The organism is Stenotrophomonas sp. PS02298, assembly GCF_029959445.1.
Lineage (GTDB): Bacteria > Pseudomonadota > Gammaproteobacteria > Xanthomonadales > Xanthomonadaceae > Stenotrophomonas.
Window position 1 is genome coordinate 1 of sequence record NZ_JASCOR010000241.1, and the last position, 4,342, is coordinate 4,342.

General features: G+C 64.6%; 2 protein-coding genes. One reads left to right on the forward strand and one right to left on the reverse strand.

What is annotated here, in order from left to right; genetic code table 11:
• Positions 1 to 582: 582 nt before the first annotated feature.
• Complete coding sequence (locus QMX78_RS20285) at positions 583 to 2,643, reverse strand: EAL domain-containing protein (RefSeq protein ID WP_282273025.1); 2,061 nt, start codon at positions 2,641 to 2,643, stop codon at positions 583 to 585.
• Positions 2,644 to 2,776: 133 nt separating this feature from the next.
• Between QMX78_RS20285 and radA the strand changes: the two genes are divergently transcribed.
• Positions 2,777 to 4,159: a DNA repair protein RadA gene (gene radA, locus QMX78_RS20290; protein WP_282273027.1), complete on the forward strand. Its 1,383-nt coding sequence runs from the start codon at positions 2,777 to 2,779 to the stop codon at positions 4,157 to 4,159.
• Positions 4,160 to 4,342 lie beyond the last annotated feature (183 nt).

A 4,342-nucleotide genomic window follows, 5' to 3' on the forward strand; every position in this document is an offset into this window, starting at 1 on the left:
CGACCTAAGCCGCGAAGCAGATGGTCCTTCAGATCGCCGACAGCAGGGTGGTTTCGCCCAGCCCGGCTTCGCGGCTTACGCCGCTCCTACAAGCCGGATGGCATTGCCGGTGAAGCCCTGCCGAGCATGGCTCGGCACTACGCCGTTGCTCCCTCCCTTTTGCGCAGCCAAGGGGAGGATTGGGGAGGGGTTGGCTTTTGGGGCCTTTCAGGCATTGCCAGCTTCGCGGCTTAGGTCGCTCCTACAAGCTGGATGGCATTGCCGGTGAAGCTCCTGCCGAGCATGGCTCGGCACTACGCCGTTGCTCCCTCCCTTTGGTGCGGCCAAGGGGAGGGTTGGGGAGGGGTTGGCTTTTGGGGCCTTTCAGGCATTGCCAGCTTCGCGGCTTACGCCGCTCCTACAAGCTGGATGGCATTGCCGGTGAAGCCCCTGCCGAGCATGGCTCGGCACTACGCTCCCTCCCTTTGGCGAAGCCAAGGGGAGGGTTGGGGAGGGGTAGGGCTTTTACGCTGTTGGCGTGTGAGCTTCGCGGCTTATGGCCCGAGGCCACACAGCGCCGCTCCTACAAACAGCTGGCTCGCCTCAGGCGTTGCAGCGCATGAAATCCGCTGCAGCCATTGGCCGGCCCAGGTGGTAGCCCTGCAATACATCACAACCCAGTTCACCGAGGAAGTTGCGCTGCGCCTCGGTTTCCACGCCTTCGGCGACTACCTGCAGCTGCAGTGTGCGGCCCAGTGCGATGATCGAGGAGACGATGGCTGCATCCTCGCTGTTGTGTTCCAGGTCGCGGACGAAGGCACGGTCGATCTTGAGCTCCGTGGCCGGCATGCGCTTGAGGTAGAGCAGGCTGGAATAGCCGGTACCGAAGTCGTCGATGGCGATACGCACGCCCATCGCAGTCAGTGCCTCAAGCATCTGCAGGCTGGCTTCCACGTCCTTCATCGCGGTGCTTTCGGTCACCTCCAGGGTCAGCTGGCGCGGGTCCAGCGCATGGCGCTCAAGCGCGCCACGCACGGTCTCCACCAGCGTCGGCGAGGCGAACTGCAGCGGTGACAGGTTTACCGCCATTGACCAATCGGTGTTGCCTGCGTCATGCCAGGCACGCAGCTGGGCGCAGGCTGCATCCAGGACCCACTCGCCGATCTGGATGATCAAGCCGCTGCGCTCGGCAACGGGAATGAACACATCGGGCGACAGCAGGCCAAGCTCCGGGTGATTCCAGCGCAGCAGTGCTTCAGCACCGTTGGCGCGGCTGCCGCCTGCCGGGAACTTGGGCTGGTAGTGCAGCACCAGCTCATTGCGCGCGGTTGCGTGGCGCAGGTCCTGCAGCAGGCGCAGGCGCTGGCGGGTGCCGGCCTGCATGGTCGAGGTGAAGAACGCGTGGCCGTTCCGGCCGCTGTGCTTGACGTGATACATCGCGGCATCGGCATGCATCATCAACTCACGTTCATTGCTGGCGTCTTCCGGGTACAGCGCGATGCCGATGCTGGCGCTGACCAGCAGCTCGGCGTTGTCGATCAGGAAGGGCGCGCTGATCGCGGCGCTGATCTGCTCGGCCATCAGGGCTGCGTCGTCGGGTGAATCGATGGCCATCACGATGACGAATTCATCGCCACCAAGGCGGGCAAAGGTGTCCTGGCTGCGCAGCAGTGCGCTGACCTTCTTGCTGAACTGCACCAGCAGACGGTCGCCGAGTTGGTGGCCGTACGCATCGTTGACGTTCTTGAAACCGTCCAGGTCGCAGAACATCAAGGCCAGGCCGAACCCGCTCCGGTTGGCCTTCTCGATGGCGCGCTCGATGCGGTCCTGCAGCAGTACCCGGTTGGGCAGTTGGGTCAGGGGGTCGTGCAACGCGGCCTGCACCAGCTTTTCATTGGCACTGGCCAGTGAATGGGCGAGTACGCCGGTGCGCAGCCGCATCTGCCCGTCGAACACCGAGGCCAGCAGTGCGACCGACAGGGTGGCAATCGTGGTGACGATGACCAGCCCTGCGAGCAGGTGTATATCCAGGCCCCCGTCGCTGATGGCACCGCAGATGGCATCGACGGGGAAGCGGGCGGCCGCCATGCCGGTGTAATGCATTCCGACGATGGCAACGCCCATCACCAAGGATGCCAGCAGGCGCATCGGCAGCAGGCGGGGCTGTTCATGGCGCAGGCGTTGTGCGATCCACAATGCCGCCGCCGACGCGCCAATGGCGATAAGGATCGAGGCGGTGAACCAGATCGGGTCATAGTCGATGCCTGGCTGCATCTGCATCGCGGCCATGCCGATGTAGTGCATGGCTGCGATGCCCAGCCCCATCAGTACGGCGCCGGACAGCAGGCGGCCGATTGGCAGGCGCTGGCGCGACACCAACCATAGCGCGTACATCGATGCGCCAACGGAGGCCGCCAGTGAGCAGGTGGTGAGGAAGAGGTCATAGCCGACCGGGATCGGCAGCTTGAACGCCAGCATGCCGATGAAGTGCATCGACCAGATGCCCAGGCCCATGGCCACTGCGCCGCCCACCAGCCAGATGCGCGCGGCTCTGCGGCTTTGGCTGCTGGCGACACGCGCTGACATGTCCAGCGCGGTATAGGAGGCGAGTATCGCCACCAGTAACGAGACGACAACGAGGCTCTGGTTGTAACTGCCAATCATTGGGGGTTCCTGAAGCACTGATGCGGGGCGCAGCCCCGCTTACATAGCGGCGGTGGCGGCACGGACTTTAGCTGTCGCAGCCTTTGCGACCTTGGTGGGCTATCCTGCGGCGCCGATGCAGATAGGAATTTCCATGGCCAAGACCCGCAGTGCATACGTCTGCAGCGAATGTGGCGCCGAGTACAGCAAGTGGCAGGGCCAGTGCACCGAATGCGGTGTATGGAACGTGCTGAGCGAGATCGTGCTTGAGACCGCCGCGGCGGCAAAGGCGCCGGCGGCACGCCGCAGCGGTTGGGCCGGCAAGGTCGAGGCGCCCAAGATCACCGCCTTGAAGGATGTGCAGCAGACCGAGCATCTGCGGGTTTCCACCGGCATCAGCGAGTTCGACCGGGTGCTGGGTGGCGGCCTGGTGGAGGGGGCCGTGGTGCTGGTTGGCGGCGACCCCGGGATTGGCAAGTCCACCTTGCTGCTGCAGGCGGTGGCGAAGATGGCCGGTGCCTTGCCGGTGTTGTACGTCACCGGTGAAGAGTCGCTGTCGCAGGTGGCCGGCCGCGCCGTGCGCCTGGACCTGCCGCTGGAGGGCATCAACGCACTGTCCGAGACCGGTGTGGAGAACATCCTGCAGCACGCGGTGAAAGCTCGGCCCAAACTGATCGTCGCCGATTCGGTGCAGACGTTGTGGACCGAGGCGCTGACGGCCGCGCCGGGTTCGGTCAGCCAGGTGCGCGAGAGTGCGGCGCGGCTGGTGCGCTTTGCCAAGGAAACCGGTACGGCAGTGTTTCTGGTCGGTCATGTCACCAAGGAGGGCGGCATTGCCGGCCCGCGTGTGCTGGAGCACATGGTGGATGCGGTGCTGTATTTCGAAGGTGAAAGCGGCAGCCGCTTCCGCATCCTGCGCGCGTTCAAGAACCGCTTCGGCGCGGTCAATGAGCTGGGCGTGTTCGCGATGGGCGAAAAGGGTTTGAAGGAAGTGCCCAATCCATCGGCGATCTTCCTGTCCGGCGGCAGCACCCGCCAGCCCGGCAGTTGCGTGATGGTGACCCGCGAAGGCACGCGCCCATTGCTGGTGGAAGTGCAGGCGTTGGTGGACTCCTCGCCGCTGTCCAATCCGCGTCGGGTCGCGGTGGGCCTGGAACAGAATCGTTTGGCGATGCTGCTGGCGGTGCTGCATCGCCATGGCGGCGTGCTGGTCGGCGACCAGGACGTATTCGTGAATGTGGTCGGAGGCATCCGCGTGCAGGAAACCGCCGTCGATCTGCCGGTGCTGTTGGCGGTGCTGTCCTCGTTGCAGGACCGGCCGCTGGCGGAGAAGACCATCGCCTTCGGCGAAGTGGGTTTGTCCGGCGAGATCCGCCCGGTGCCGAACGGTGAGGATCGCCTGCGCGAAGCGGCCACGCATGGCTTCAAGCGCGCGATCGTGCCCAAGGCCAACGCACCCAAGGCGGGCACGGTGAAGGGCATGGAAGTCATTGCGGTGGAGCGGCTGTCGCAGGCGCTCGAAGCAGCGATGGAATAAGCGACGACTGTAGTGCCGAGCCATGCTCGGCAGGGGCCTTACTAGCGATGCTACATGTAGGAGCGGCGTAAGCCGCGAAGTCGATAGTCGATCCGATCCGGAGATTCCCGCAATTTCACTGCTGCCGGCTTCGCCGGGTAACCCCCACCAAAAAGACGGTGGCGGGGACGTTATCACAAAGTA